Source organism: Bradyrhizobium diazoefficiens, from assembly GCF_016612535.1.
GTDB classification, from domain to species: Bacteria; Pseudomonadota; Alphaproteobacteria; order Rhizobiales; family Xanthobacteraceae; genus Bradyrhizobium; species Bradyrhizobium diazoefficiens_C.
In genome coordinates this window covers 378,773-404,530 of the sequence record NZ_JAENXS010000003.1, presented here as the reverse complement: position 1 = coordinate 404,530, position 25,758 = coordinate 378,773, and the positions used below count along the sequence as shown (strand labels likewise).

Below are 25,758 nucleotides of genomic sequence, written 5' to 3'. Positions count from 1 at the left end.
ATGCGCCTGCGAATCCTGCACACCACGACCTATCGCTACGAGCCGGCGGCGACGAGCGTGATCCAGATCCTGCGCATGACGCCGTGCAGCCATGACGGTCAATATGTGGCGGAGTGGCAGATCGACGTCTCGACCGACACCAAGCTCGACACCCACGAAGACGCCTTCGGCAACGTCACCCACGTCTTGTCCTGCGGACCCGTCGGCGACATCAAGATCATCGCCGAAGGCCTGATCGAGACCCACGACACCGGCGGCGTACTGCGTGGTGCGGACGAGCGCTTTCCGGCGGGCATGTTTTTGCGCGCCACCGATCTCACGACTGTCAATCCCGCGATGACGGCGGTCGCGCGTCAGCTGCGTAGCGAGGCCGAGAGCGACACGCTCGGTTTCCTGCACACGCTGATGACCGAGATCAGCGATCACATGACCTTCGACGAAGATCCGACCAACAGCGGCACGTCAGCGTCGGAGGCGTTTACGCTGAAGCGCGGCGTCTGCCAGGATTACGCACACATCTTCATCGCCTGCGCTCGCACCGGCGGCGTGCCGGCGCGCTTCGTCTCGGGGCACTTTCTGCGCTCCGACGGCACGGTGCATCAGGATGCCGGGCATGCCTGGGCGGAAGCTTACGTCGATGGCCTCGGCTGGGTCGGCTTCGATCCCGCCAACAGCATCTGCACCACCGATGCCCACGTCCGCGTCGCGATCGGGCTCGATTATCTCGGCGCAGCTCCCGTGCGCGGCACTCGCTATGGCGGCGGCACGGAGACGCTGACGGTCGCGGTCAAGGTCGAGCAGGCCGGCCGCGGCGGCCAGTCGCAATCGCAGTCCCAGCGGCAGAGCTAGTTTCATTGCCTGGCCCGGAATGACGAACTCACCCTGCCCCGCGGGAATTGGGGTTGGAGCGGCCCCTGAAATTGGCTAGTAATTCCGCGCAAAGGCTCGCGGGGACTGGAAATGACCTATTGTTGTGGAATTCTGGTTCGGGACGGTCTGGTGATGATCGCCGACACCCGCACCAACGCCGGCCTCGACAATGTCTCGACCTTCCGCAAGCTGCACATCTTCTCAAAACCCGGCGATCGCATCATGGCGATCGCCAGCGCCGGCAACCTCGCCATCAGCCAGTCGGTGCTATCCACCCTGACTGAAGGCCTCGAGGACCCCGACACGGGCGAAGTCGAGACGCTGATGAATGCGCCGACCATGTTCCAGGCCGCCCAGCGCATCGGCCGGGCGATCCGCGCCGTGCACGCGACCGAGGGCCCGGCGCTGAAATCCGAGGACGTGTCGTTCGACGTCTCGTTTCTGTTCGGCGGGCAGATCAAGGGCGCGCGCATGCGCCTGTTCATGGTCTACACCGCCGGCAATTTCATCGAGTGCACGACCGACACGCCGTACCTGCAGATCGGCGAGCACAAATACGGCAAGCCGGTGCTCGACCGCGCCATGCACTACGACGTCGAGCTCTATGAGGCGCTGAAGACCGGCCTGATCTCAATGGACTCGACGATGCGCTCGAACCTCGGCGTCGGCCTGCCGATCGACGTGCTGGTGGTGCGCGCGGACGCCTGCGATGCCGATCTCAACCACCGCATCGAGGCGGGCGAGCCCTATTTCCACGATCTGCGCTCGCGCTGGTCGGCGGCGTTGCGCGCGGCGCATCAGAACATTCCGCGGCCACCCTACAAGAACGAAAAAGAACCCAAAACCTGACAACTGAAGAAAAGGCAGGAAACGATGAGCGAAGCAAAAAAGATCGCAGTTGTGACGGGCGCAGGCACCGGTGTCGGGCGCGCCGCGTCGCTGGCGCTGATGAACATCGGCTTCACCGTGGTGCTGGTCGGGCGCCGGCTCGACATGCTCGAGGAGACTGCAAAGCTCGGTCCCGCGGGCAAGAGCCTGTGCGTCACCGCCGACATGACCAAGCCGGACCAGATCGCCGCGCTGTTCGACAACGTGAAGGCAACCTATGGCCGGCTCGACGTGCTCTTCAACAATGCCGGCATGGGCGCACCGCCGGTGAATTTCGAGGACCTCGGTCTCGAACAATGGCAGGCGGTGGTGAACACCAATCTCACCGGACCGTTCCTGTGCACCCAGCACGCCTTCCGCATCATGAAGGACCAGTCACCGCGCGGCGGCCGCATCATCAACAACGGCTCGATCTCGGCGCATGCGCCGCGGCCGTTCTCGGCGGCCTATACCTCGACCAAGCACGCCATCACCGGCCTGACCAAGGCCTCCAACCTCGACGGCCGCATGTACGACATCGCGGTCGGCCAGGTCGACATCGGCAATGCCGCCACCCCGATGACCGACCGCATGGTCGCCGGCCCCGGCGTGATGCAGGCCGACGGCACGATGAAGCACGAGCCGCGCATGGACGCCAAGGCGGTCGGCGACGCCGTGGCCTACATGGCCGGCCTGCCGCTCGATGCCAACGTGCTGACCATGACCGTGATGGCGAGCAAGATGCCGTTCGTGGGACGCGGCTGAACTCAAAAACGCGAAAACAACCCCATGCACAGTAGGCGCCGGGAGGCGTCTGCTGCCGGGGTGGCGAGATGTAACCCCACGCGCCGCCTCCACTATCGTCATTGCGAGCGCAGCCCTATTCCAAACTCTCCACCTGCCTCAGGCTGGGGAACAGCTTCATCCATAGCAGCGCCACCGCGACCGTGCAGACACCGCCGAGCACGGCGGCTGGCATCGCGCCGAACAAAGCGGCGGTCAGCCCGCTCTCGAACTGGCCGAGCTGGTTCGACGCATTGATAAAGAGGAAATTGACCGCGCCGACGCGGCCGCGCATCTCGTCGGGCGTCGACAGCTGCACCAGCGAGAAGCGGATCACGACGCTGATCGTGTCGGCCGCGCCGAGAACGGCGAGCGACAGCACGGACAGCCACATCCAGGACGACAGCGCGAACACGACGGTGGCAATACCGAACACGATCACGGCCTGGAACATGCGCAAGCCCACATGCCGCGTGATGGCGTGGCGCGCCAGCACCGCCGTCATCGCGAGCGCGCCGACAGCCGGCCCCGCGCGCAACACGCCGAGCCCGACCGGGCCGGCCTGGAGGATGTCACGGGCATAGATCGGCAACAGCGCGGTGACGCCTCCGAACAGCACCGCAAACAGATCGAGCGAGATGGTGCCGAGAATCGCCGGATTGCTGCGGATGAAGCGGACGCCGGCAAAGATATTGTCCGTGTCAGTCCCCTCCTTGGCCACCGCCTGCGGACGCGGCCGGATGAAGCCGGTCAGGACCATCCCGAGAATCCAGAACAGCAGCATCACGGCATAGGCCAGATGCGGTGCGATCGCATAGGCAAAACCGCCGAGCGCGGGCCCGGTGATGGTCGCAACCTGCCCCGCGCCGCTCGCGACCGCCGTTGCGCGCTGGAGCGAGCCTTGCGGCGCGATCAGCGGCAGCAGTGCCGCGGTGGTCGGGCTCTCGAAGGCGCCGGCAATGCCGAGCACGAAGGTCGCCACGAAAATCTGCACCTCGCTGATCGCACCGAGATAGGTGATCGCGGCGAGATAGAGCGCGGTCGCGGCTTCCACGAGCTGACAGAGCTGGACCACGCGCTTGCGCTCGAACCGGTCGGCGGCGTGGCCGGCGACGAAGACGAGCAGCGCGGTGGGCGCGAATTGCACGAGCCCGACCATGCCGAGATCGAAGGCCGAACCGGTGAGGTCGTAGATCTGCCAGCCGATCGCGACCGCCGCGATCTGGCTGGAAAAGCGTGACAGGCTGCGCGAGAGCAGGAAGAACAGGAAGGCGGGGTGGCGCAGGAGCTCACCGGCGCTGACCGGCGGATTGGCTGAAACTGGCTCGTCTGGCATCGCCTGTTCGGTCACGCTCGGATGGTCCGCCCCTGATCTCGACGTGTCCCGCGTGGCGGAGGCGGGCGTGCTTGTCAACAGCGGGCGGCCCCCAGGGCCATCCGGCATTGCGTTTGCAACGCACGCGCGGCCATAATCATTGCGGGTTTGGGGACATCATGCTGCGGCTGCAATCGACACTCGGCGTTTTCGCATTGCTGCTGATCGCCTTCGTGCTGGCGGAGAATCGCCGCGCGGTCTCGGCGCGCCAGGCCGCGATCGGCCTCGTCGTGACCTTCGTCACCGCGATCGTGCTGCTGAAGGTGCCCGTCGTCGCACACGCCTTCGGCGCCATCAACGACGCGGTCGGCGCAATCTCGGCCGCCTCGCGCGCCGGCTCCTCCTTCGTATTCGGCTATGTCGGCGGCGGCCCCCTGCCCTTCGACCTGAAAGTGCCGGGCGCCGATTTCATCCTGGCCTTCCAGGCTCTGCCGATCGTGCTGGTCATGAGCGTGCTGACGACGCTGTTGTTCTATTGGCGCGTGCTGCCGCCGATCGTGCGCGGCATGGCCTGGCTGCTCGAGCGTACGTTGGGGGTCGGCGGCGCAGTCGGGCTCTCGACCGCCGCCAACATCTTCCTCGGCATGGTCGAGGCGCCGCTGTTCGTACGGCCGTATCTGGCGCAGATGTCTCGCAGCGAATTGTTTCTGGTGATGACCGGCGGCATGGCCGGCATCGCCGGCACCGTGCTGGTGCTCTATGCGACGTTGCTCGCGCCCCTCATCCCCGATGCGGCCGCGCATTTCGTCATCGCCTCCGTGCTGGGCGCGCCGGCGGCGATCCTCGTCAGCCTGATCATGGTGCCCGAAACATCCGACAAGCGCACCGGCGGGGCGCTTGAGGATCCCGAGATGGAAGTGTCCAGCACGATGGACGCGATCGTGAAAGGCACCACCGCGGGGATCGAGCTGCTGATCAACATCGTCGCCATGCTGCTGGTGCTGGTGGCGCTGGTCTATCTCGTCAACGCCATCCTGGGCCTGCTGCCCGCGATTGGCGGCGCGGCGATTTCGCTGCAACGGCTGCTGGGGCTGGTGATGGCACCGGTGTGCTGGCTGATGGGACTGCCCTGGGACCAGGCGGTGACCGCCGGCAGCCTGATGGGCACCAAGACCGTGCTCAACGAGCTGATCGCCTATGTCGATTTCTCAAAGCTGCCACCGGGCACGCTCGATCCGCGCTCGCGCCTGATCATACTCTACGCGATGTGCGGCTTCGCCAATTTCGCCAGCCTCGGCATCATGATCGGCGGTCTTGGCGTGATGGCGCCAGAGCGGCGCGACGAGATCAACGCGCTCGGGCTGAAATCGATCGTCTCAGGCACGCTGACGACGTGCCTGATGGGTGCGATTGTGGGGGTGTTGACGTAAGTCTCTCTCTTCGTCATTCCGGGGCGCGCCTCTTGGCGCGAGCCCGGAATCCATCGGGCTATAGTACGCGCGGTAAAGTAGATTCCGGGCTCGCGCTGTGCGCGCCCCGGAATGACGTCAAACCTTACAACTCCACCGTCTTGAACTCCGCAGGCAAAATCACCTCGAGCAGTTCGACGTCATCCGAATAATCCAGGATCATGTGCTTGATCTTCGGCGGCTGGGTCCAGGCGCTGCCTTCCTGCATCAGCGTCTCGCCCTCGCCATCCATGTAGGTCTTCACCCAGCCCTTGAGCACGTAGACCATCTGGAAGTCGACGGCATGGAAGTGCAGCTTTGACACCTCTTCAGGATTGCAGGGGCCCTGCAGGCGGATCACGTGCGCTTGCGCGAGCCCGTGGCTTGCAGCGGCAATGCCGAGGTCGCGGTACTTGGCGTAGGCGCGCAGGCCGTCGGCTTTGAAATCTTCCTCGCGGTGGTGGCTGATGGCGATGCGCTGTTTTGGGCGCGCGGGTTTTTTTAGAGCAGTCTTGGGCGCGGAGCGCGCCTTCGACTTCACGGCTTTACGTGCGGATGATCTCGTTGCGGGCTTGGAGCCGCTCCGCTTCTTCACAGCGGCTTGGGCCGCGTTGCGCGATTTCACCTTCTTGGCCATAGGCCGTCTCCCTTGTTGTTATGGGAGACGTTAGCACAGAATGCGAAATCGTAGGGTGGATTAGCCGAAGGCGTAATCCACCACTTCTCTTTCGACGAGCGGAGAGCAAAGAGGTGGATTACGCTAGCGGACTGCGCTTCGCGCAGCCGCAGAGCTAATCCACCCTACGCATCTCGGCCTCAATGCAGCCGGAACACGCCGTCGACGGCGCGCAGCTCGGCCGGCTTGATCAGCTTGGAATGCGCCACGGTCACCGAGTGGAGCGGACCGTCCAGCTTCTTCTGCCAGAACGCCAGGAAGTCGGTCAGGGCCGGAAATTTCGGAAACATGTCGTAGTTCTGCCAGACGTAAGTCTGAAGCAGCGAGGGATGATCCGGCATCCGATAGAGAATCTCCGCCGTCGTCAGCCCGTAACCCAGCACCTGTTTCCGGAAATCCTCGGAAACAGCCGCAACCCGCAAGCCCATGCCAACCTCCTTTGCAGGAGCGCATATTCAGGGGTGGCCTTCCGGTACTCTTGTTACGAGCCACCCGGTGGAGATGCGCTCACATGAGAGAAATGTGACGCAAACTGACAATCCATCTCAAGCCCAAAAGTTTAACAAGTTGTTGAAATTCAATGCTTTAGCAGCAGAGCCGGCTCCGTGCTAATACGGCCTCCAAGAGGCTCTTAAGACTGGTTAACGATGCAAGGAGATTCTGGCAGACAGGCCTTCAGAGTGCCGATTTTTCTGCTAGAAGCCCTTGCCCCCGCAAAATTCCTGCCCTATTTCAGCTGCGCTGTGCTAGCACTCGCGGGCACGGACTGCTAACGACCCAAAAATCATCAACTCGTGCAAATGCTTAGGAGAACTGCATGAAATTCCGTCCGCTTCACGACCGCGTCGTGGTCAAGCGCATTGACGCAGAAGAGAAGACCGCTGGCGGCATCATCATTCCCGACACGGCTAAGGAAAAGCCCTCCCAGGGCGAAGTCGTCGCCGTTGGCCCGGGTGGCCGCGACGAAGCCGGCAAGCTGATCCCGATCGACCTGAAGGTCGGCGACCGCGTGCTGTTCGGCAAGTGGTCCGGCACCGAGGTCAAGATCGACAACGTCGATTTGCTGATCATGAAGGAAAGCGACATCATGGGCGTCCTCGACGTCCCCGCAGCCAAGAAGAAGGCTGCCTAAGGCCAACGCCGCACACGCTCACCCTGAGGAGCGCCTGTTGGCGCCTCTCGCAGGGTGAGACACCAAGATCAACTCAGGGAAAACAAATATGTCAGCTAAAGAAGTCAAATTCGGCGTAGACGCGCGCGACAAGATGCTGCGCGGCGTCGACATCCTCGCCAACGCGGTAAAGGTCACGCTCGGCCCCAAGGGCCGCAACGTCGTGCTCGACAAATCGTTCGGCGCTCCCCGCATCACCAAGGACGGCGTCACCGTCGCCAAGGAGATCGAGCTCGACGACAAGTTCGAGAACATGGGCGCGCAGATGGTGCGCGAAGTCGCCTCCAAGTCCGCAGACGCGGCCGGCGACGGCACCACCACCGCAACCGTGCTCGCGGCTGCGATCGTTCGTGAAGGCGCCAAGTCGGTTGCCGCCGGCATGAACCCGATGGACCTGAAGCGTGGTATCGACCTGGCCGTGGAAGCCGTGGTCGCCGACCTCGTCAAGAACTCCAAGAAGGTCACCTCGAACGACGAGATCGCCCAGGTCGGCACCATCTCGGCCAACGGCGACGCCGAAATCGGCAAGTTCCTCTCCGACGCCATGAAGAAGGTCGGCAACGAGGGCGTCATCACGGTTGAAGAAGCCAAGTCGCTCGAGACCGAGCTCGACGTCGTCGAGGGCATGCAGTTCGACCGCGGCTACATCTCGCCCTATTTCGTCACCAACGCCGACAAGATGCGCGTTGAAATGGACGACGCCTACATCCTCATCAACGAGAAGAAGCTCTCCTCGCTGAACGAGCTGCTGCCGCTGCTCGAGGCCGTGGTGCAGACCGGCAAGCCGCTGGTCATCGTCGCCGAGGACGTCGAAGGCGAGGCCCTGGCCACCCTGGTCGTGAACCGCCTCCGTGGCGGCCTCAAGGTCGCGGCCGTCAAGGCTCCGGGCTTCGGCGATCGCCGCAAGGCCATGCTGCAGGACATCGCGATCCTGACCGGCGGCCAGGCGATCTCGGAAGATCTCGGCATCAAGCTCGAGAACGTCACGCTCAACATGCTCGGTCGCGCCAAGAAGGTGATGATCGACAAGGAGAACACCACGATCGTCAACGGCGCCGGCAAGAAGGCCGACATCGAAGCGCGCGTGGCCCAGATCAAGGCGCAGATCGAGGAAACCACCTCGGACTACGACCGTGAGAAGCTCCAGGAGCGTCTTGCCAAGCTCGCTGGCGGCGTCGCGGTGATCCGCGTCGGCGGCGCCACCGAGGTCGAGGTGAAGGAGCGCAAGGATCGCGTTGATGACGCGATGCATGCGACCCGCGCGGCTGTCGAGGAAGGCATCGTCCCGGGCGGCGGCGTCGCCCTGCTCCGTGCCTCCGAGCAGCTCAAGGGCCTGCGCACCAAGAACGACGACCAGAAGACCGGCGTCGAGATCGTACGCAAGGCGCTCTCTGCGCCCGCTCGCCAGATCGCGATCAACGCCGGTGAAGACGGCTCGGTGATCGTCGGCAAGATCCTGGAGAACAAGACCTACGCTTACGGCTTCGACTCCCAGACCGGCGAATATGCCGACCTCGTCAAGAAGGGCATCATCGACCCGACCAAGGTGGTCCGTACCGCGATCCAGAACGCAGCCTCGGTGGCGGCGCTCTTGATCACCACGGAAGCCATGGTCGCCGAGCTGCCCAAGAAGGGCGGCGCCGGTCCGGCGATGCCCCCGGGCGGCGGCATGGGCGGCATGGACTTCTAAGTCCTGCGACCTCAAAGACTACGAAACCCCGGCAGCGATGCCGGGGTTTTTGTTTGCCTGTAGCCCGGATGGAGCACAGCGCAATCCGGGGCCACTGCATCCGCGGCGCGAACCCCGGATTGCACTGCGCTCCATCCGGGCTACAAACTCGGCGCTTTGCGCGCCCCGGAATGACCGGCTACCAGACCTTCCCCATCCGCTCCGGCCGCAGCTCGCCTCTGGAGTCGAGCGACCAGTAGATCCGCGTCACCTTGCCGACCAGATTGTCCAGCGGGACGAAGCCCATCGCCGACTTGAAGCGGCTGTCGGTCGAGTTGTCGCGGTTGTCGCCCATCGCGAAGAAATGTCCTGATGGCACGGTGTACATTTCCGTATTGTCGGCATAGCCGTTGTCGACGCAGTCGTAGGTGACGTAGCTCGCGCCGTTCGGCATCGTCTCGCGCCAGCGCTTGACCTTGGCGCCGACCTCGCCGCCGCAGACCGAGCCGGCGGCCACCTCCTTCAGCGCGAGGCGCGTCACCGGCTTGTCGTTGAGCAAGAGCTGCCCCTGCCGCATCTGGATGCGATCGCCGGGCAGTCCGACCACGCGCTTCACATAATCGACCGCAGTGTCCTTCGGCGTCCGGAATATGACGACGTCGCCGTAGGCGGGATCGGCGGCGTGGAAACGACCCGAGATAAATGACGGCGCGAAGGGAAACGAATAGCGGCCGTACCCATAGGCATATTTAGCGGCCAAGACGTAGTCACCGACGACCAGCGTCGGAGTCATCGAACCCGACGGGATATTGAACGGCTGATACAGGAAGATGCGAAACAGGAAGGCTGGCGACCACAGCACGGGCACGAGCAGGATCAGGATGACGATCGCTTTCCGTTCGCTGGATTTGGCCTTCGGCCGAACGGTGTTCTCAAGAGTGGTCATCGTCTGCCCTGCCCGAGATTCTTATGGCCACAGGATTGCGCAACCTGTGGGCGTGCGCAATCCCAGGCTTGCCTGATTTGGTCGACCGGCTGTCGGGGTACGTTCAAAGTAGCCGGCCGCCGGCGATCAACTCTGCGCCAGATCCCGAAAGCAGTGGCGGACCCAGTCGATGGTCACGCGGGTCGCGGCGTCGCGTTTGAGATGATTTTGCACGAGCAGCCAGATGTCGCGCCGCCTCTGTAGCAGTGTGGCGCGCAGGCGGCGATCGCCGAGCAGATCCGCGCAACTATACTCCGGCAACACGCCGGCGGCCTGATGCGCGCGGATCAAATTACGGATGACGCGCACGTTGTCGGTGACGCAGCGCGCGCGGGCTTGCTTGGTGCGCAGGAATTGCGTCTCGGGAATGGTCCCGAGTTCGTCCGGATAGGCGCACAGCATCGGCTCGCCCCCGGTCGTAACAGGCTCGAAATAATAGAGCTTGACCTCACCGAGCTTCGAGATCGCGAAGTCACCCTTGTCGGGTTTGCGCAGGCGGATGGCGAGATCGGCCTCCCAGCGCGAGAACTTCACGTTCTCGCTCGAGGTGAGGAATTGCAGCGTCAGGCCGGGATTGGCGCGCAGGAAGTCGCTCGCGCGCGGCGACAGCACCTCCTCGGCGACCGTGTTGGTGGAGGCGACGCGCACGCGTCCCACCGGACCGGCGTGGCTCTCACCGACGCGACCGATCTCCGCGGCATGTGCGGCCATCGCCTCGACATGCGCCAGCACCGCCTCGCAACTCCGCGTCGGCTTGCGGACGCCGTCGGCGGCCTCGAACAGACGCAAACCGAGCGCACGCTCGATGCGCGACAGCCTGCGCCCGACCGTGGTCTCGTCGATGCGCAGGCGCGCGCTGGCGCCGGCGTAGGTGCCCTCGTCCCTGACGGCAGCGATGATGCGTAGATCGTCCCAGTTCATGGCTTCAGACTATATCGACCGAAAGCAGCCTGCAATATCGCAGCCGCCCGCTGCAATATCCCTGCATATCGGCAGGCATTCCCGCAGCTATGTTTGTCGGGCCTTTTCCCCCGGAGAATTCCAGACCATGACGACCGCAAAGACCCTGCTGCAGCTCGCCGGTGCCGATCTCAACCCGCCGCGTCTCGGCGACGCCGCGCTGGTGCTGATCGACATCCAGAACGAATATCTCGCAGGCCCTCTCGCTTTGCCCGACGCGAGACCTGCGATCGCGCGGGCGGCCGCGCTGTTGGCACGTGCGCGCGAGAGCGGAGCCGTGATCATCCATATCGCCCACCGCGGCAAGGTAGGCGGCCTGTTCGACCGCGACGCTGAGCGCGGCGCCATCGTCGCCGAGCTCGCGCCCCGTGCCGGCGAGTTGGTGATCGAGAAGGAGCTGCCGAACGCATTTGCCGGCACCGATTTGCAGGCGCGCCTTGCCGCAACCGACAGGAAGAACATCGTGCTGGCCGGCTTCATGACGCATATGTGCGTCTCCTCCACGGCGCGCGCCGCCCTCGACCTCGGCTTTCGCACGACGATCGACGCCGATTGCTGCGCCACGCGCGACCTGCCCGACGGCCGCGGCGGTACGCTGGACGCCCGGACCATCCACGAGGTTGCACTCGCCGAACTATCCGACCGCTTCGCGATCATCGCGCGCGGTGATGCACTGAAATAACGGAGAACTGCGGTGCTGCAACTCTATTTCTCGCCGATGGCCTGCTCGCTCGCGAGCCGGATCGCGCTGATGGAAACCGGTATCGAGGCGCGCTATCATCTGGTGCATCTCTTGACCAAGAAACGCGTCGAGGACGATGCGGATTTTCGCGCCATCTCGCCGAAAGGCGCAGTGCCGGTGCTGATCCTGGAGAATGGCGAGCGGCTGACGGAGAACGCCGCGGTGCTGCAATACATCGCCGATCTCAGGCCGGAGAGCGGCCTTGCGCCGCCACCTGGCGATACGGATCGGTACCGGCTACAGGAATGGCTGAGCTTCGTCGGCACCGAGATTCACAAGGGATTCCTGTTCCCGACCTTCTGGTACAAGGAGGATGCGCCGAAGGCCGCGCGCGATCGGATCGAGGCGAGCGTGGCGTTCGCAGCCGACCATCTGAAGGGCCGCGACCATCTCGTCGGCAACGGCTTCACGGTCGCGGATGCGCAGCTGACCTGGGCGCTGCTTCTGCTTCGCTATGCCCGCGTCGAGATCGACCGCCATCCATCTCTGGTCGCCTATCTCGCGCGCATGCAGGCGCGGCCTGCCGTGGGCGAAGCAATTGCAATCGAGATGGCGCTGCGCAAGACGGTCACGCCCTGACTACGCGAGCATGCTCCCGGATCAGTCGACCCGCGCCAGCACCGCGAGCTTGCGGATGCCCTTGTTGCGATAGGCGTCGAGGAACGCGTAATAATCCTTGAACGACACGCAGCCGTTGGAATCGCCGTTCGGCCCGAGCATGAAGGTGTGCGCGAGCAGGCCGTCGCGGCCGTAGATCGCATTCTCGCCGCCGATCGGGGTCAGGCGCAGCGCCGGCACGCCGTGGAACAGCGCTTCGCGCGGCTTCAGCTCGTAAATGTGCGGCGGGGTCACGCCGCGCATGCGGACGCGCGAGGAGCGCGGATCGTCGAGGTTGGAGCCGAGGCCGGAATGCGCCTCGAGCCTGGTGCCATCGGGCAGATACACGGTCTTCGCGGTTATGTCGTAGACCGCGGTCGAGCGGTCATAGGGCGGCGAGCCGCCGAGCATCGGGTTCTGTTCCTTCGGTGCAATGCTCGCGGTCACGCTGGCATCGGCCGAGGCATAGGCGAGCAGCCCGCCGGACGGCTCGCGCTTGCCCCAGAGTTTTTCCACCATCGACTGGCGCGGACCGGTGATCGACATCACCGCGGCCTTGGCGCGATCGGCAAAGGATTTCGGCTTCGCCTCGGGCGCCGGCACGATCTGGGCCGGATCGGCCGAAGCGAGCTGCACCGGCGCGTCAGTGCGCTTGCTCTTGGCGGCGTCGGCGATCTTCTCGACGACCTTGGCCGGGCTCTTCAGCACTTCCGCGACCTTGGCGACGACGGTCGGTTTCGCGGCTTCCTTGCCACTCTCCTTGGCCTCGGCGACCTTGGTCGCGGGCGCAGCGCTCGCCGCGTTCGAGTCGACGCCCTGCGTCGCAGCCGCGGCAAAGCGCTCGTTGAACATCTCGCGCGATATCGGGGCAGCCACCTGCAGCCGGTCGGGCAGCAGTGCGAACGTTTCCCGGATGGCCTCACCCGCTTCGCGCAACGCGACCTTGGGTGCGCGCTTGATCACGGGCTCGTCGTAGCCGGAGCTGCCAACGGTCGGATAGACGCTGGCGGCGAAGATGTTGTTGTAGACGGTCCAGCCGGCAAGCGCGACGCAGCCGATCATGGCGGCGCCAAGCACGTTTTGGGCAGTCATGTTCCGGGAAGACTTCCGATGAATATGTTCAGAAGGATTCTTGGGCTTCCATGCCGCGTAACTTTGCGCAGCGATACTCGTACTCATTCGCCTTGCGTCCAGGACGGTGTCACTCAGTCCCCCTTCGAAGTGCCGCTGGTCACGTTCCGGGAACAGCATCTCGCAGAGGGTCGGAGCGGCATTAAGGCGCCTTTTAGTTAAATGCGGATTAAGTTCGGGCGGATCTAGGGCAACTCGTTAACGCTGTGCCATTTCGAGAAAGGCCCGCAGAATTACGGACTTAGGCACGACTGTTAACCATAATTCTTCGCCGGTTCGGCACGGTCAACGGACCTCTCCGGTCGACTCTCTAAACTCACCAACCAAGTCGTTTTCGTGGTCATCAATGTCCGGAAGATAGCGGGGAAAAATTGCGCGAGGCTGGTGCGGTCAACTGCCGATGTCAGCAGAGCGGCAGCATACACATCACACATCGCGCACAGAGCGCTCGCGCGCCACGGCGCCGTGACCGAAAGTCGATCGCGCCGGACTGGAAATGGCCGCATCGAGAAAATAGCTGCAACAGCGGCACTCTTCGGCAGCCTCTGCGTGTGATACAGTGCCGTATCAACATCGCCTTGAACTGTGCCGAGCACGCAAATGGAGGCTGGCATGAGAGGGTTTTTGCGCGCAGGGCTTTGGGCCCTGGCGTGGCCAATTTTGTTGATCGGATCTGCGACTGCGCAGCCCGCCGCCAAGGCGGGCTGCACGGCGTCGCCGTCGGCCGCAGGGACGCAGACCTGGCGCTGCGACAACGGCATCACGATCGTTGCCGAAAGCGGCGCCCGATTTGAACTAAACGACGCCAACCGCGACGGACATATTGACTCCGTGGAGTTGAGCAGCAAAGCGCTGCTGGTCGAAGTGCCCAAAAAGCCCGGCGGCAATCCCTTCAAGGTGCTGACGCCGCAAGCCATCGCCGCCGTGCGCGGCACCAAATGGGCGGTCGATGTCGCCGAGGCCAAAACCTCCGTGTTTGTCGCCAACGGCCGCGTCGGCGTGACCCGCAGAGCGGCGCGTGGACGTGGCGTTGTGCTGGGAGCCGGCGAAGGCGTCGACGTGGAAGCGACCGTTCCACTGACCGTCAAGACATGGGGTCAGCCACGCGTCGATGCGCTGATGGCAAGACTGGGTCAATAAGACTCGGCCAATAAGCTCGGTCAACGCGACCTGCTCAAGCAGGCCCCGACAGCGAAAAAAGATTGCAGTACGACGGAATGAAGAGACGCGTTCAAATTCTGGTGGCACTTGTCCTCGCCGCGCTGTGGGGCGCGGGCATCTATGCGGGCCACGCCAACGGTCATCTGCGCTTTCTCGATAGGCTCGAGGCGACGCTGACGGATTGGCGAACGCAGGTCCGCGGCGTGCAAGCTCCACCCGATCTCGTCACCATCGTCGCGATCGACGACACCGTGGTGAAGCGCGGTGGAACCTATCCGCTGCCGCGCGCTGATCTCGCCCGCGTCGTCGACACCATCGTGCAGTTCAAGCCGAAGATCGTCGCGATCGACCTGCTGCTGGTCGACCGCAGCGCCGCGATTGGCGATGCCACGCTGGCGAACACGCTCGCCACCGGCCCGATGGTCCTTGCCGCTGCGGCGATCTTCCCCTCCGCCAGCGAGGTCGTGGCGCCGGGCAGCGACGGCCCCCTCGCCGTCTTGCCGCAGGCCGAGCGCTTCCTGCTGCCATTGCCGGCTTTCGCCGACCACGCCGAGGTCGGAATCGTCAACGTCGCGACGGGACAGTCGGGCTCGCCGCTCTCGGTGCCGATGCTGTTCCGGACCCGCGACAAGGTCGAGCTGTCATTCCCGTTGCGGGTCGCCGCGCGTGCACTGGACAAGCCACTGACGATCGCGCCGGACCATCTCCTGCTCGGCGATCGCGCGGTACCGACCGACACCGATTTCGCGCTGCCGATCACCTATTACGGCCCTCGCCGGACCATCCGTACCGTGAGCGCGCAAAGCATCTTCGACGGCACGCTCAATCGTGCCGCGATCGAGAACCGCATCGTCGTGATCGGCGCCGCGGTTGCCGGCGGCGGCGACTTCTATCCGACGCCGTTCGATTCCCTGATGCCCGGCGTCGAGGTGGTCTCGACCGCGATCACGCATCTCGTCGCCGGCGACAGCATCGTGCGCGACCGCAAGGTTCACATCGCCGACGCACTTGCCGCGATCCTGCTGCCAATGCTGCTGGTGGGCCTGCTCGCCTGGCGGCGGAGCACGCTCGGGCTCGTCGCGGCGGCGGCGCTGATGATCGCCTGGGCCGGGCTCAATCTTTTTGCGTTCACGCACGGCATCTGGCTCGATGCCGCGACCACGCTTGCGGCCGCGGTGCCGCCAGTCGCGGTGTTTGCCGGCGTGCAGTTGTGGGCGGGAGGCCGCCGCACGCAATATCTCGCCGCCAAGAGCCGGTCGCTGGCGCAATTCCAGGCGCCAGCGGTGCAGGAGTGGCTGGCACGCGATCCCGATTTCCTGGCGAAGCCGGTCCGGCAGGACGCGGCCATCGTCTTCATCGATCTTTCCGATTTCACCGCGCTGAGCCAACGGATCGATCCTGACGAACTCCAGGACATCCTGAAGGCGTTCCACGCGTTGATCGACAAGGCCGCGGTCGATTGCGGCGGCATGATCACCAGCTTTCTCGGCGACGGCGCCATGATCCTGTTCGGCCTGCCGCGTGCGATGCCGGATGACGCGGCGCGCGCGCTGAAATGTGCGATCAACCTGCATCGCGGCGTCGAGCGCTGGATCGCGTCGTTGCCACCCGCGATCGGCGGTCAACTCGGGTTCAAGATCGGGGCGCATTTCGGCCCGATCGTCGCCTCCCGTCTCGGCGAGAGCCACCAGCACATCACGGCAAACGGCGACACCGTCAATCTGGCGAGCCGGCTGATGGAGGTCGCCGCCCAGAACGATGCGCGGCTCGCGCTGACCGACACGCTGCTGGACGCCGCCGACTTCCACGGTGCGCCCGACGGCGTCCTGTCGGGCCCGCTGCACACGCAGGTCCGCGGCCGCTCCGGTGTCGTTACCGTCTGGTTCTGGCGCGACCAGAACCGGCCGAGCCGGGATACAGCTAAGGTCGAGATGATCGAGTGAGGCGCTACTGCGCTTCGGGTGGCGGCGAGCGGTCCAGAACGTCGCCCTTGGCGCCTTCCAGCAAATCGACGCCGTAAGTTTCGACCACGAGCGGCCCGCGCTTGCGCGGCAGCTCGGCAACACGCGTCACCTGCGTGAAGAGATCGTTGAGGAAGGGATGGCCGTCGCCGCGCAGCTCGTCGACGTAGATCAGCTTGCCCGCGAGCAGTTTTGGATCTGGTTCGGGCATGTTGACCCAGCGGATACGCTGGTTCTGCTGCACCACGCAGGTGCCGCGCGGCAGATAGAAGGCGAGCCAGCCCGTGGTGCCGTAATCTGGCGTGAGCACACAGGTCGCACCGTTGCGAACGCGCGCGGCTTCGATGCCAGCCGCGAGCTCGCGCCAGCCGACGCCGACGCTGCGCACGGTCGCATCGCGGCGATAGCCGGATAGCCAACCCGTATTGGCCTGCAGGATCAGGGCGGCAAACATCGCGATGCCGGTGGGTGCGGCCCAGCGCAGGCAAAAATCGACCAGGCGTCGCGCACGCGGCTTCCACTGCACGAGGGTGACAGCGGCAGCGGCGGCGACGACGAAGGGGGGATAGACCGGCGCGAACCAGTTGGCCTCGACGCGGGCATGCAGCGAGTGCCAGACGAAGTAGGCGACGATGGTCCAGAACAGCGTTTCGATCAACGCGCGCGAGGCCAGCGCGCCGGCCCTGCGCCAGGTCAGTGCATGCAGCCCCATCGCACCGAGAATGAAGACCAGCGGGGTCGCAAACGCGATCTGGGTCGGGACCAGCTCGGCAATGAAGACTGGGCGAAAATCCCCGATCTTGGCGCGCCCGAGCTGCTTTGCGAACGAGACCCAATGATGATCCGCATTCCAGAGGATCACCGGAGAGAATAGCGCGAGGGCAACGAGGCCGCCGAGATAGGGCCAGGGCGAGAGAAACCAGCGCCTGAGCTTTGGCACCGCAGCGAGCCAGATCAGGATCGCGGCACCAAAGAACATCGCGGTGTATTTCGACAGCAGGGCCGCGCCGACGGCGGCGCCGACCGCAAGCCACCAGGCACCGCGACCGGTCTCCAGCACTTTTGCCAGGAAGAACAGCACGAAGCTGGAGGCAACGAGCAACGGCGCATCCGGCGTCACGATCAGCGTGCCGACCGAAGCCATCATCGTCACGTTGAGCAGGATGGCGCTGGTCGCCGCCACCCGCGCGCCGCCGAACAGGATCGCGGCCGAGCGATAGATCGCGTAGCTCATGGGCAGAGCGAGCAGGATCGAGACCAGGCGGACGCCGAGCTCCGTGTCGCCGGCGATCATGGTGCCGGCGCGGATCACATAAGCAACCATCGGCGGGTGGTCGTAATAGCCGCCCGCCAGGCTCTTCGACCACATCCAGTAATAGGCTTCGTCGAAGGTGATCGGCGTGAAGGCGGCCGCGACCAGCCGTAAGCCGACCAGCGCAAGAATGACCAGCGCCGTATTGCGGACGATCCGCGCGTCAGCCCCGCCCATACAAGCTTCCTTGGCTGTTTCCTTGGCGCACTATTTCTTGCGCCAGACGAACAGTCCGGACATCGCGTAATTCCACACCACGCCCATCAGCGCACCGGCCGCACCGGCCAGCCACCAGATCGGCTCCTGGTCGTAGACCGAGAAGGCGACCCCGACATTGGCGAGCAGGCCGACGCTGCACACGATGTAGAACATGATCAGGCCACGCAGGATCGCGAAGCCCTTCAACCGCTGATCGCGATAGGTGAGGAAGTTGTTGAGGATGAAGTTGCTGGTCATGGCGACAATGGCGCCGGCGGCCTGCGCCTCCGCGAACGGCGCCTTGAGCAGCTCGAGCCCGATGAACAGCGTGGTGAGATGCACCACGAGGCCGATGCCGCCGACCATCGCGAACAGGACGAAGCGCAGCGAGACAGCGTCGTTGGTGAACTTGGCCAGCACCAGCCCGAGGAAATCCAGCGCGACCATGGAATCGAGCTTGCTCTCGCCATGCTGGCGCTCGCCGAACGTGTAGGGAATTTCGGCGGCGCGCAAGCCGCCATTGGCACTGGCGACGAGATCGAGCAGGATCTTGAAGCCGTGCACCGAGAGTTTTGGCGCCAATTGCTCGAAGCGGTCGCGGCGGACCATGAAGAAGCCGCTCATGGGATCGGCGATCTCGACCCGCAGCATCTTCTTGGCAACCTCGGTCGCCAGCGCGCTGGCGCCGGCGCGCTGCTTGTTGAAGCCTTCGCTCTTGTAGCCCTCGATGTAGCGGCTGCCGACGACGAGGTCGGCCTGATCGCTTGCGAGCAGCAACAGCATTTTCGGCAGCTGCGTCTCGTCGTGCTGGAGGTCGGCATCGATCACGGCCGCGTAAGGCGCGCTCGAAGCCAGGATGCCCTCGATGCAGGCGCCCGACAGGCCGCGGCGGCCGATGCGCCGGATGCAGCGCACGCGGCTGTCCTGCTGCGCCAGCGCCCGCACCACGTCCGAGGTGCCGTCGGGCGAATTGTCGTCGACGAACACGACCTCCCAGGCGACGTTGGCGAGCGTCGCCTCCAGCCGCCGGTACAGTACCGTGACGTTATCGCGTTCGTTGAAGGTCGGGACGATGACCGACAGTTCCGGCCCTTCGTGAGCCTGGTCGTCGGGGCCCGATCTGATCGCTACATTCATGACGGCAGCGTATATCCGCCGCGTCCTGCGATGCCAAGTTCTTGCCCTATAAGTCGGGGTTTTTCTGAGAAACGGCCCAAAAGGGGCCCTAAAATGCCAACGACCCCGGAACGGCGGACCGCGCGTACATCCGGCGCAAGCCCAAGCAATTCCAAAGGTCGTCCCAGCGCCGGAGTTTTTCCGCTCAACGTCGCCGTTGAAGCCTAGATAGGAATGGCAAACCCGCTTTGCAAGAGCGCGAAAAGCATCTTTTTCAGGTCATTACTGATTCGGGACTTCCCGGATCACCGGGCCCCGCGGCGCCGGTGCCACGGGGGCCATGGCGGCGGGCGCCTGTTCGACCTTGGCCGGCTTAGGCGGCTTGCCGTACTGTCCGATCGGCCCGAAGACGACGGCGACCGCAAGCACGATTGCCGCGACGATCGCGCCACAAATGCCACCTACCGACTCAGACGACATGCCAGCCCGTTCCTGTTCCAGATGAGCCCAGTCATACCATGGATGAACGCACGGCCGGAAGGGCCGCCGGACCCAACGGTTGGCCCTACTTCTGCGGCGGCCTGTGCTTGGCGAAGGCGGTCACGATGTCCTTCTGCGCCGACTCCACCGCCCTGTTCGCGGTCGCGAGATGGGCGCCGGAATCGATGTTCGGATATTGCGAGGTGAGATAGTCGAGCAGTGCCACCCGGTAATACTGCCGCTCCGAGGGGCAGGCCCCTGCGACCGAGCGGCCGAACGCCTGCTCGGACAGGCCCTGATTAGAGTCGCGCGAATATTCCCGCGCCAGGCAGTGCCAGTAATCGTCGCGGCCCTGCATGGCGAGCTTCTGTGCGCCTTTCGTGCCGTCGTCATCCGCCATGGCTGCAAGGGTCATGGCAGCAGATGTCATCATCACGAGCGCCGCTCCCACCATCAGCATCCGCATCCGCATCTTGTTCTCCTTTTTGCGCAGATTTCGGCGTGAGCTTAGACGGGATGCGACAACTGGCCAATCACTTCTGGTTTGAATAGGATGCAGGCCTCCCCTTCCCGTCGATGCGAGATCCCTCCGTGGCCAAAGCAAAAACCGCATCCAAAAAATCCGGCAACATCTTCATCGGCATCGGCGGCTGGACCTTCGAGCCCTGGCGCGGCGTGTTCTATCCGGAGAAGCTGACGCAGGCGAAGGAGCTGTCCTACGCGGCCTCGAAGCTGACCTCGATCGAGATCAACGGCACCTATTACGGCTCACAGAAGCCGGAGAGCTTTCGCAAATGGGCCGGCGAAGTGCCGGAGGGTTTTGTGTTCTCGGTGAAGGGGCCGCGCTTTGCCACCAATCGCCGCGTGCTGGCCGAGGCCGGCGATTCCATCAAGCGCTTCTATGATTCCGGCGTGCTGGAACTTGGCGATCATCTCGGCCCCATGCTGTGGCAGTTCGCACCGACCAAGAAATTCGACGGCGCCGATTTCGGCAAGTTCCTGGAGCTGCTGCCGCGCAAGCTCGAGGGCCGCGCCCTGCGCCACGTGGTGGAAGTCCGGCACGACAGTTTCTGCACGGCGGACTTCATCGCGCTGATCCGCGAATTCGAGACGCCTGTCGTGTTCGCCGAGCACGGCAAATATCCGGCGATCGCCGACGTCGCCGGCGATTTCGTCTATGCCCGGCTTCAGAAAGGCAATGACGAGATCAAGACTTGCTACCCGCCGAAGCAGCTCGACGCCTGGGCCGAACGCTTCCAGGCCTGGGCCGACGGCGGTGAACCCGACGACCTTCCGAAGGTCGACAAGGCGAAGCCAAAGAAGGAGCCGCGCGACGTGTTCGCTTACGTCATCCATGAGGGCAAGGTGCGCGCACCTCATGGCGCCATGGAACTGATTGCGCGGGTGAGCTGAGGATCCTTCATGGCCAGGACGAAAAAGCTCTTCACCATCGGCTATGAGCAGACGCCACCCAAGGCCGTGCTGGACGAACTTGAGCAGGCCGGCGTCAAGCTCGTGGTCGACGTGCGCGCGGTGACGTCGTCGCGGCGGCCGGGCTTTTCGAAGAAGCAGCTTGCCGCAGGCCTCGACGAACGCGGCATCGCCTATGTCCATCTCGCAGCCCTCGGCACGCCGAAAGAGGGACGGCTTGCGGCGCGTAGCGGCCAGTACGAATTGCTGGAGAAGATTTTCTCAAAGCACCTGAAGGCACCTGAGGCCAAGGAAGCGATGGACGAGCTCTCCGCACTGGTGAAGAAGGCCGGCCCCGTCTGCCTACTCTGCTACGAGCGCGACCACACGCACTGCCACCGCCAGATGATCGCGGAGATCATTGAGGAGCGCGATGGGGTGGCGGTGAGGAATCTGGCGGGGCGGCAGGTTTAGGTCTACCTCATTCCGGGCGCGACGAAGTCGCGAGCCCGGAATCCATTTCTCCACCATCTCTGCTGCGCGACGGATTCCGGGCTCGCGCTGCGCGCGCCCCGGAATGACGGGTTACCTCTCCCCCTCCAACCTAAACGTCCCTTCCATCATCTGCACGCAGCTGCCGCCGACATGGGCGGAGAGGATCTTGCCATCCTGCTTGCGCACGCGGGTCTGGAGGATGCTGGGCCGGCCCATGTCAAAACCCTGGCCGACCGTGAGCTTCAACTCGCCGTCGCGCAAGGCATCGAGATCGGCGAACAGCGCGGCGGCGGCAACGGTGGCGCTGCCCGTGGCGGGATCTTCGACCAGGCCGCTGGCGCCACGCATGAACATCCGCGCCTGCCGATCGCACGGCGCCTCCGCCGCGGGCGCGTCGCGCGTATAGAACCACACCGAGAAGGCGCCGTCGCGTGGAAGAACCCTGCCGAAGGCGTCCGCATCGGGCTTTGCCCGCTTGAGCGCATCGCGCGAACGCAGCTCCGCGACCAGAAACGGCGTCCCGACGCCGACGACCTGCGGCGCATGGCGATCGGTCTTGATGTCATCCGCGGTCAATGAGATGCAGGCCGCGACGTCGGCGGCAGAGACTTGCGCGAGGCGCGAGAGCGGCTGCGGCGCGGTGAGCTCGGTGCTGATCACTCTTCGCTGCTCCCTTGCGATATCGACCGGCACGAGCCCCGCCTTTTCTTCGAACAGCAGGCGGGGCTTCGGCTCCTTCGCGATCGAAGCCAGCACGAAGGCGGTGCCGACATTGGGATGGCCCGCGAACGGCAGCTCCCTGACCGGCGTGAAGATACGCACCTCGGCGTCGTTGGCCTTGTCGCGCGGCGGCAGCACGAAGGTCGTCTCGGAATAGTTGAACTCGGTCGCGATCGCCTGCATTTGTGCGGTCGACAAGCCGCCGGCATCCAGCACCACGGCGAGCTGGTTGCCGCCGAAGGCGCGGTCGGTGAACACGTCGACGGTGATGTAGCGGCGCTGCATGGCGAGTCCTCACGCGAATGGCGGCCACTGACCGGCCGCTTCGCGCGCACTCTACAAGCCGGCGGCATCGCTCGTCATGCCCCAAAATTCGGTGCAATCGGAGCAATCACGACGCGCACCAGAAGCGGAAGAGAGGCCGCGGCGATGCCAGCACTTGCGCGCGCTCGCGCGCGTCGACGATGAGCGTGTCGAGGAATTGCCGGTTCCTCGCGTAAGCCTGCGTCGCCTCGAATTGCGTGTGCGGCCAGTCGCTGCCCCACAGCAGGCGATCGAGACCGTAGGCGCTACGCAGCAGCGGATAGGCGTCCTTGGCAAAGCTCTCGCCGGCCGGACCGTTGCGATACGGCGCCGAGATCTTGACCCACACCTTTCGCATCGCCCCGAGCTTCAGCACCGATTGAAAGCCGGGATCGGTGACACCGAGCCTCGGGTCCGGCAGCGCATAATGATCGAGCACGATTGTGACGCCGTGATCGAGCAGCTGCGGTGCGAGCACGGCAAGATCGGACGCGTTGCGCTGGATCTCGACCTGCCAGTCCATCGCCTTCACGTTCGCAAGCAACGTCTTCCACTCGCTGGCCACGAGATCGGGCAAGGGCTGGCCCACGAGATTGAGGCGAATGCCGACGACTCCTGCTTTGTCGAGCGCGCGCAGCTCGTCTGCTGACACAGCGGGATCGACGACGGCGATGCCGCGCAGGCGGCCGGCCGCCGTCTTCAGGCATTCCACGAGGTAAGAGTTGTCGGTGCCGAGAAAGCTCGGCTGCACGAGTACACCATTGCTCATGTCGTTGTGGTCGAGTTGCTCCAGATAGAGCGATAGCGGCGCGTCGTAATCGGGCGCATAGCGCCGACCCGGCGCGAGTTTCAATCCGCGATGAAAGACGTGGGCGTGGGTATCGATCGTCGGCAAGGCCGTCTCATTCATGGCTTGGCCCGCGATGGCCGCGGCCGGCACGAGGGACACAAGGCCTGCGCCGAACTGGCGGCGCGTCAGGCCGCGCTGGCGAACCGTCATGGCATTTACTCCCCATCCTGCGTCAGGCGCGCGCCGCGGCGGCCTCGAAGACCTTGCCGCGTGTCTCTGGCAACAGCACCACCGCGATCAGCACCAGCGCATAGGCGAAGGCCGCGTCGATGCCGATTGCCGGTCCAAGCCCGATGCGGTCACCGAGAAAGCCGACCAGGAAAGGAAACGCCGCGGAGACGACGCGGCCGAAATTGTAGCAGAAGCCGACGCCGGTGCCGCGCACGCCGGCCGGATAGAGCTCGCTGAACAGCGCCGCCATGCTGGCCGGAATGCCGGCGGAGAAGAAGCCGAGCGGAAAACCGAGCACCAGCATTTCGCCATCGGTCAGCGGTGCGAAGATATAGACCAGCACGGTGACGATGCAGGCGCTGGCGAAGAAGGCGACATTGGCCCTGCGGCCGATGCGGTCGCTGATGATGCCGCTCGCGATACAGCCGCAGAAGAAGGCGACGATGATGACGGCGAGATACCCGCTGGAGCCCAGTACGGAGAGATGCCGCACTTCGCGCAAGTAAGTCGGCAAGAACGTCGTCAGCGCCGCGTAACCGCCGTGGGCGCCGATGCCGAAAAGGCCGCCGACCAGGGTCGAACGCAGCACGTCGCGATGGAAGATGCCGGAGAGCGTGGCAAGAAACGGCGCGTCTGCGTCCTTTGCAACGGCGCGCGGCGGCTCTTTCAGCCCGCGACGGATGAAAAGGATGAGGAGCGCCGGCAACAATCCGATCGCAAACAGGATGCGCCAGGCGATGTCCGCCGGCGCATAGGTGAAGACCAGCGCCGACAGCAGCACGGCCGCGCCCCCAGCCGACGGCCCATGCGCTCTGCACTGAACCCAGCACCTTGCCGCGATGCTCGGGGCGGATGATCTCGGCCATCAGCACCGCGCCGCAGGCCCATTCGGCGCCGAAGCCGAGGCCCTGGATCGCCTTGAGCACCACGAGCTGGGTGTAGCTCATGGCGAACGCGCTGGCGAAGGTCGCGAGCGCAAAGGTCGCAACCGTGATCTGGAGCGCCTTGACTCGGCCGTAGCGGTCGCCGAGCGCGCCGCCGAGCCAGCCGCCGAATGCGCCGAAGAACAGCGTGACCGATCCGAGCAGACCGGCATCGGCCTTGCTGATGTGGAACGCCGCGATCAGCGCGGGAATGGCGAGGCCAAACATCTGGACATCGAGCGCATCCAGCGCCCAGCCGCCAAAGCTTGCCCAGAACGTGCGCCGCTCCAACGGCGAGCTTTCACCGTACCAGTTCGACATTGTTTCCCCCTGAATTTGATTATTGCTTGATGTCGTTGAAAGTCGCCGTCACCGGATCTCGGCGTGGTAGCGGAAGCGATCCGCCGGCCCGCGCGAGCGGCGCCATTCGATCGGCCGCCGCTCCAGATCGAGCGCGAGGCGCTCGATCACGATCAGTGGTGCGCGGGCCTCGAGCCTGAGCAGGCGCGCCTGCATCTCGTTGGCTATCTCGACCGTCAAAATTTCCTCGGCCGAGACCACCACCGCGCCGCAGCGCTCCTCGTAGAGCGGATAAAGCAAATCGCCGAACTCACCGGTGTTGACCTCGAGGATCGCCGCGAAGCGGGACTGCTGGAGCCAGATTTCTTCGGCGAGCAACGGCACGTCGTCGATCAGCCGCAGGCGCGACAGGCTGATCACGGGTTCGCCGACCGGAATACGCAACGCCGATGCGACGGCGGATGTCGCGGGCACACTCTTGCGCCGGATGATACGGCTCTTCGGGACACGTCGCTCGCCGCTCTCGGACTGGAAGCGGAAGAAGCGAAACAGCGACGAGTTGAATCGGGCGCGGCGCACGAAAGTGCCGCGGCCCTGCTGCCGCTCCAGCACCGCGTCCGCAACAAGCTGGTCGATCGCCTTGCGGACGGTGCCGATGGCGACGCCGTAATGCGCAGCCAACTCTGCTTCGGGCGGGATCGGCTCGCCCGGCCGCCATTCATTGCGGTTGATCCGCGCGGCGAGGTCGTCGCGCAGGCGCTGGTAGCGTGGCAGGCGGTCGTCGCGCGGGGGCGAATTCATACAGTCATATAGATGACTAGATGAAAACGGAGTCAAGCGCTACTAAATACCGACGACAGCAAGGGCTGCCGCAAACATTCGCGAGACCGGGCTGGCAGATGTCGCCAGCCCGGTTTCGTCCGCCGCGATGGGTTAGTACGTCGCCGTTGCGTTGGGCAGGCAAGGCGGCTTCGTGTAGGGCGCCGAGGCATACGCGCCCTCGGCGGGAGCCCTGACGCAGTCCGCAGTCGCCTGGCTTGGCGCGCGCCGCGGGGCGCTGTCGCGCGCGGCCACGGTCTGGGTTTGGTAGACGGCGGCCGCGATCAAGGCGGCCGCAACAAGGGGCAATCGGGTCATTGGCTTT

25 protein-coding genes and 1 pseudogene are annotated in these 25,758 nt (G+C 64.7%); 12 read left to right on the top strand and 14 right to left on the bottom strand.

Annotation, left to right across the window (positions count from 1 at the left end; all coding sequences use genetic code 11):
- The 3 genes from JJE66_RS33070 (at position 1) to JJE66_RS33060 (ending at position 2,502) form a co-directional block, all read left to right on the top strand.
- Positions 1-849 (top strand): transglutaminase family protein, encoded by an 849-nt coding sequence (locus tag JJE66_RS33070; protein WP_200520174.1) that lies wholly within the window; start codon positions 1-3, stop codon positions 847-849.
- Between the two features lie 111 nt (positions 850-960).
- Positions 961-1,719, top strand: coding sequence for a proteasome-type protease (locus JJE66_RS33065; RefSeq protein WP_200519941.1), 759 nt, complete (start codon positions 961-963; stop codon positions 1,717-1,719).
- A gap of 24 nt (positions 1,720-1,743) precedes the next feature.
- Positions 1,744-2,502: an SDR family oxidoreductase gene (locus JJE66_RS33060; protein WP_200519940.1), complete on the top strand. Its 759-nt coding sequence runs from the start codon at positions 1,744-1,746 to the stop codon at positions 2,500-2,502.
- 115 nt (positions 2,503-2,617) lie between these two features.
- Here JJE66_RS33060 and JJE66_RS33055 read toward each other — a convergent pair whose 3' ends face one another.
- Complete coding sequence (locus JJE66_RS33055; protein WP_200519939.1) at positions 2,618-3,856, bottom strand: MFS transporter; 1,239 nt, start codon at positions 3,854-3,856, stop codon at positions 2,618-2,620.
- A gap of 158 nt (positions 3,857-4,014) precedes the next feature.
- On the opposite strand from JJE66_RS33055, the gene JJE66_RS33050 reads away from it, so the two are divergent.
- Positions 4,015-5,265, top strand: a complete 1,251-nt coding sequence (locus JJE66_RS33050; RefSeq protein WP_200519938.1) for a NupC/NupG family nucleoside CNT transporter — start codon at positions 4,015-4,017, stop codon at positions 5,263-5,265.
- A gap of 124 nt (positions 5,266-5,389) precedes the next feature.
- On the opposite strand, the gene JJE66_RS33045 is transcribed toward JJE66_RS33050, so the two are convergent.
- Positions 5,390-5,920: a cupin domain-containing protein gene (locus JJE66_RS33045; RefSeq protein ID WP_200519937.1), complete on the bottom strand. Its 531-nt coding sequence runs from the start codon at positions 5,918-5,920 to the stop codon at positions 5,390-5,392.
- A gap of 179 nt (positions 5,921-6,099) precedes the next feature.
- Positions 6,100-6,387 carry an usg protein gene (locus JJE66_RS33040; RefSeq protein ID WP_200519936.1) on the bottom strand — a complete coding sequence of 96 codons (288 nt, stop codon included), beginning with the start codon at positions 6,385-6,387 and terminating at the stop codon, positions 6,100-6,102.
- A gap of 389 nt (positions 6,388-6,776) precedes the next feature.
- Here JJE66_RS33040 and JJE66_RS33035 point away from each other — a divergent pair, with 389 nt between their 5' ends.
- Both JJE66_RS33035 and groL read left to right on the top strand, forming a co-directional pair.
- The gene (locus JJE66_RS33035; protein ID WP_200519935.1) at positions 6,777-7,091 is read left to right on the top strand and encodes a co-chaperone GroES; all 315 of its coding nucleotides are present in this window, start codon (positions 6,777-6,779) and stop codon (positions 7,089-7,091) included.
- Positions 7,092-7,179: 88 nt separating this feature from the next.
- Positions 7,180-8,820, top strand: a complete 1,641-nt coding sequence (gene groL, locus JJE66_RS33030) for a chaperonin GroEL (protein WP_200519934.1) — start codon at positions 7,180-7,182, stop codon at positions 8,818-8,820.
- A gap of 178 nt (positions 8,821-8,998) precedes the next feature.
- On the opposite strand, the gene lepB is transcribed toward groL, so the two are convergent.
- Positions 8,999-9,745, bottom strand: coding sequence for a signal peptidase I (gene lepB / locus JJE66_RS33025; protein WP_200519933.1), 747 nt, complete (start codon positions 9,743-9,745; stop codon positions 8,999-9,001).
- Between the two features lie 126 nt (positions 9,746-9,871).
- The gene (locus tag JJE66_RS33020; protein WP_200519932.1) at positions 9,872-10,705 is read right to left on the bottom strand and encodes a LysR family transcriptional regulator; all 834 of its coding nucleotides are present in this window, start codon (positions 10,703-10,705) and stop codon (positions 9,872-9,874) included.
- A gap of 127 nt (positions 10,706-10,832) precedes the next feature.
- Here JJE66_RS33020 and JJE66_RS33015 point away from each other — a divergent pair, with 127 nt between their 5' ends.
- Complete coding sequence (locus tag JJE66_RS33015) at positions 10,833-11,426, top strand: cysteine hydrolase family protein (protein ID WP_200519931.1); 594 nt, start codon at positions 10,833-10,835, stop codon at positions 11,424-11,426.
- 12 nt (positions 11,427-11,438) lie between these two features.
- On the top strand, positions 11,439-12,065 hold the full coding sequence (locus JJE66_RS33010) for a glutathione binding-like protein (RefSeq protein WP_200519930.1): 627 nt from the start codon (positions 11,439-11,441) through the stop codon (positions 12,063-12,065).
- Positions 12,066-12,086: 21 nt separating this feature from the next.
- On the opposite strand, the gene JJE66_RS33005 is transcribed toward JJE66_RS33010, so the two are convergent.
- Positions 12,087-13,175 (bottom strand): tlde1 domain-containing protein, encoded by a 1,089-nt coding sequence (locus JJE66_RS33005; RefSeq protein WP_200519929.1) that lies wholly within the window; start codon positions 13,173-13,175, stop codon positions 12,087-12,089.
- A gap of 651 nt (positions 13,176-13,826) precedes the next feature.
- Here JJE66_RS33005 and JJE66_RS33000 point away from each other — a divergent pair.
- On the top strand, positions 13,827-14,354 hold the full coding sequence (locus tag JJE66_RS33000; RefSeq protein ID WP_200519928.1) for a FecR domain-containing protein: 528 nt from the start codon (positions 13,827-13,829) through the stop codon (positions 14,352-14,354).
- Between the two features lie 77 nt (positions 14,355-14,431).
- Positions 14,432-16,318: a CHASE2 domain-containing protein gene (locus JJE66_RS32995; RefSeq protein WP_200519927.1), complete on the top strand. Its 1,887-nt coding sequence runs from the start codon at positions 14,432-14,434 to the stop codon at positions 16,316-16,318.
- Positions 16,319-16,322: 4 nt separating this feature from the next.
- Here the strand turns inward: JJE66_RS32995 and JJE66_RS32990 are convergent, their stop codons facing one another.
- The 4 genes from JJE66_RS32990 to JJE66_RS32975 all read right to left on the bottom strand — a co-directional run bounded on the left by JJE66_RS32990 (position 16,323) and on the right by JJE66_RS32975 (position 19,908).
- Positions 16,323-17,825 carry a glycosyltransferase family 39 protein gene (locus JJE66_RS32990; protein WP_200519926.1) on the bottom strand — a complete coding sequence of 501 codons (1,503 nt, stop codon included), beginning with the start codon at positions 17,823-17,825 and terminating at the stop codon, positions 16,323-16,325.
- Between the two features lie 30 nt (positions 17,826-17,855).
- Positions 17,856-18,983, bottom strand: a complete 1,128-nt coding sequence (locus tag JJE66_RS32985) for a glycosyltransferase family 2 protein (protein WP_200519925.1) — start codon at positions 18,981-18,983, stop codon at positions 17,856-17,858.
- Positions 18,984-19,244: 261 nt separating this feature from the next.
- Complete coding sequence (locus JJE66_RS32980; RefSeq protein WP_200519924.1) at positions 19,245-19,442, bottom strand: hypothetical protein; 198 nt, start codon at positions 19,440-19,442, stop codon at positions 19,245-19,247.
- Between the two features lie 85 nt (positions 19,443-19,527).
- A complete protein-coding gene (locus JJE66_RS32975; protein ID WP_200520173.1) occupies positions 19,528-19,908 on the bottom strand; it encodes a hypothetical protein in 381 nt (126 codons plus the stop codon).
- Between the two features lie 110 nt (positions 19,909-20,018).
- Here JJE66_RS32975 and JJE66_RS32970 point away from each other — a divergent pair, with 110 nt between their 5' ends.
- Positions 20,019-20,855 carry a DUF72 domain-containing protein gene (locus JJE66_RS32970; RefSeq protein WP_200519923.1) on the top strand — a complete coding sequence of 279 codons (837 nt, stop codon included), beginning with the start codon at positions 20,019-20,021 and terminating at the stop codon, positions 20,853-20,855.
- Between the two features lie 9 nt (positions 20,856-20,864).
- Complete coding sequence (locus JJE66_RS32965; RefSeq protein WP_200519921.1) at positions 20,865-21,326, top strand: DUF488 family protein; 462 nt, start codon at positions 20,865-20,867, stop codon at positions 21,324-21,326.
- A gap of 111 nt (positions 21,327-21,437) precedes the next feature.
- Here JJE66_RS32965 and JJE66_RS32960 read toward each other — a convergent pair whose 3' ends face one another.
- The 4 genes and pseudogenes from JJE66_RS32960 to JJE66_RS32945 all read right to left on the bottom strand — a co-directional run bounded on the left by JJE66_RS32960 (position 21,438) and on the right by JJE66_RS32945 (position 25,415).
- On the bottom strand, positions 21,438-22,352 hold the full coding sequence (locus JJE66_RS32960; protein ID WP_200519919.1) for a PhzF family phenazine biosynthesis protein: 915 nt from the start codon (positions 22,350-22,352) through the stop codon (positions 21,438-21,440).
- 106 nt (positions 22,353-22,458) lie between these two features.
- On the bottom strand, positions 22,459-23,370 hold the full coding sequence (locus JJE66_RS32955; protein WP_200519917.1) for an amidohydrolase: 912 nt from the start codon (positions 23,368-23,370) through the stop codon (positions 22,459-22,461).
- Between the two features lie 22 nt (positions 23,371-23,392).
- A pseudogene (locus JJE66_RS38770) lies at positions 23,393-24,635 on the bottom strand (MFS transporter).
- A 48-nt stretch (positions 24,636-24,683) separates the two neighbouring features.
- The gene (locus JJE66_RS32945) at positions 24,684-25,415 is read right to left on the bottom strand and encodes a GntR family transcriptional regulator (RefSeq protein WP_200519915.1); all 732 of its coding nucleotides are present in this window, start codon (positions 25,413-25,415) and stop codon (positions 24,684-24,686) included.
- Positions 25,416-25,758 lie beyond the last annotated feature (343 nt).

Bases quoted from the DNA above. Each gene is read 5' to 3' on its own strand.
- JJE66_RS32980 (WP_200519924.1), bottom strand. From the start codon at position 19,442: ATGTCGTCTGAGTCGGTAGGTGGCATTTGTGGCGCGATCGTCGCGGCA.
- JJE66_RS33055 (WP_200519939.1), bottom strand. From the start codon at position 3,856: ATGCCAGACGAGCCAGTTTCAGCCAATCCGCCGGTCAGCGCCGGTGAG.
- JJE66_RS33035 (WP_200519935.1), top strand. From the start codon at position 6,777: ATGAAATTCCGTCCGCTTCACGACCGCGTCGTGGTCAAGCGCATTGAC.
- JJE66_RS32970 (WP_200519923.1), top strand. From the start codon at position 20,019: ATGCGAGATCCCTCCGTGGCCAAAGCAAAAACCGCATCCAAAAAATCC.
- JJE66_RS33050 (WP_200519938.1), top strand. From the start codon at position 4,015: ATGCTGCGGCTGCAATCGACACTCGGCGTTTTCGCATTGCTGCTGATC.
- JJE66_RS33065 (WP_200519941.1), top strand. From the start codon at position 961: ATGACCTATTGTTGTGGAATTCTGGTTCGGGACGGTCTGGTGATGATC.
- JJE66_RS33040 (WP_200519936.1), bottom strand. From the start codon at position 6,387: ATGGGCTTGCGGGTTGCGGCTGTTTCCGAGGATTTCCGGAAACAGGTG.
- JJE66_RS33020 (WP_200519932.1), bottom strand. From the start codon at position 10,705: ATGAACTGGGACGATCTACGCATCATCGCTGCCGTCAGGGACGAGGGC.
- JJE66_RS33005 (WP_200519929.1), bottom strand. From the start codon at position 13,175: ATGACTGCCCAAAACGTGCTTGGCGCCGCCATGATCGGCTGCGTCGCG.
- JJE66_RS33000 (WP_200519928.1), top strand. From the start codon at position 13,827: ATGAGAGGGTTTTTGCGCGCAGGGCTTTGGGCCCTGGCGTGGCCAATT.
- JJE66_RS33015 (WP_200519931.1), top strand. From the start codon at position 10,833: ATGACGACCGCAAAGACCCTGCTGCAGCTCGCCGGTGCCGATCTCAAC.
- lepB (WP_200519933.1), bottom strand. From the start codon at position 9,745: ATGACCACTCTTGAGAACACCGTTCGGCCGAAGGCCAAATCCAGCGAA.
- JJE66_RS33070 (WP_200520174.1), top strand. From the start codon at position 1: ATGCGCCTGCGAATCCTGCACACCACGACCTATCGCTACGAGCCGGCG.
- JJE66_RS32945 (WP_200519915.1), bottom strand. From the start codon at position 25,415: ATGAATTCGCCCCCGCGCGACGACCGCCTGCCACGCTACCAGCGCCTG.
- JJE66_RS32990 (WP_200519926.1), bottom strand. From the start codon at position 17,825: ATGGGCGGGGCTGACGCGCGGATCGTCCGCAATACGGCGCTGGTCATT.
- JJE66_RS33060 (WP_200519940.1), top strand. From the start codon at position 1,744: ATGAGCGAAGCAAAAAAGATCGCAGTTGTGACGGGCGCAGGCACCGGT.
- JJE66_RS32955 (WP_200519917.1), bottom strand. From the start codon at position 23,370: ATGACGGTTCGCCAGCGCGGCCTGACGCGCCGCCAGTTCGGCGCAGGC.
- JJE66_RS33045 (WP_200519937.1), bottom strand. From the start codon at position 5,920: ATGGCCAAGAAGGTGAAATCGCGCAACGCGGCCCAAGCCGCTGTGAAG.
- JJE66_RS32960 (WP_200519919.1), bottom strand. From the start codon at position 22,352: ATGCAGCGCCGCTACATCACCGTCGACGTGTTCACCGACCGCGCCTTC.
- groL (WP_200519934.1), top strand. From the start codon at position 7,180: ATGTCAGCTAAAGAAGTCAAATTCGGCGTAGACGCGCGCGACAAGATG.
- JJE66_RS32965 (WP_200519921.1), top strand. From the start codon at position 20,865: ATGGCCAGGACGAAAAAGCTCTTCACCATCGGCTATGAGCAGACGCCA.
- JJE66_RS32995 (WP_200519927.1), top strand. From the start codon at position 14,432: ATGAAGAGACGCGTTCAAATTCTGGTGGCACTTGTCCTCGCCGCGCTG.
- JJE66_RS32975 (WP_200520173.1), bottom strand. From the start codon at position 19,908: ATGCGGATGCTGATGGTGGGAGCGGCGCTCGTGATGATGACATCTGCT.
- JJE66_RS32985 (WP_200519925.1), bottom strand. From the start codon at position 18,983: ATGAATGTAGCGATCAGATCGGGCCCCGACGACCAGGCTCACGAAGGG.